This window comes from Saccharothrix sp. ST-888 (assembly GCF_000955975.1).
Taxonomy (GTDB): domain Bacteria; phylum Actinomycetota; class Actinomycetes; order Streptomycetales; family Streptomycetaceae; genus Kitasatospora.
On sequence record NZ_JYJF01000991.1, the window covers coordinates 1 to 301 of the forward strand.

Here is a 301-nt window from a genome sequence, read left to right on the forward strand (position 1 = left end):
GTTGTCCTCGCCGGGCAGCCGGTAGAAGAACGCCCCGCGCGGGTGCGCCGGGGTGGCCACCGGGATGATCGCCAGGTCGTCGCCGAACGGGTCTGCGTCGAGCTGGAAGTGGCGGGTTGTGTAGGGCAGGTCGATCTTGACCCGCGTCTCCTCCCGGCGCGGATAGGGCAGTTCCTCCAGCGAGAGGGGGGTGCGCGAGGCGCGGGCGGTGATGTCCACGAACAGAACCGGGTGCCGCACCTCGGGTGAGGCGCCGGCCTGGCGCTGGAGCCGGGCACCGGTCACCGGGCGCCGGTCGGCG

At 73.4% G+C, this 301-nt stretch carries 1 pseudogene; it reads right to left on the minus strand.

Going from position 1 to position 301, the window contains the following annotated elements:
- Positions 1–301 (minus strand): annotated as a pseudogene (locus UK12_RS42710) (FAD-binding monooxygenase); the annotation flags it as partial.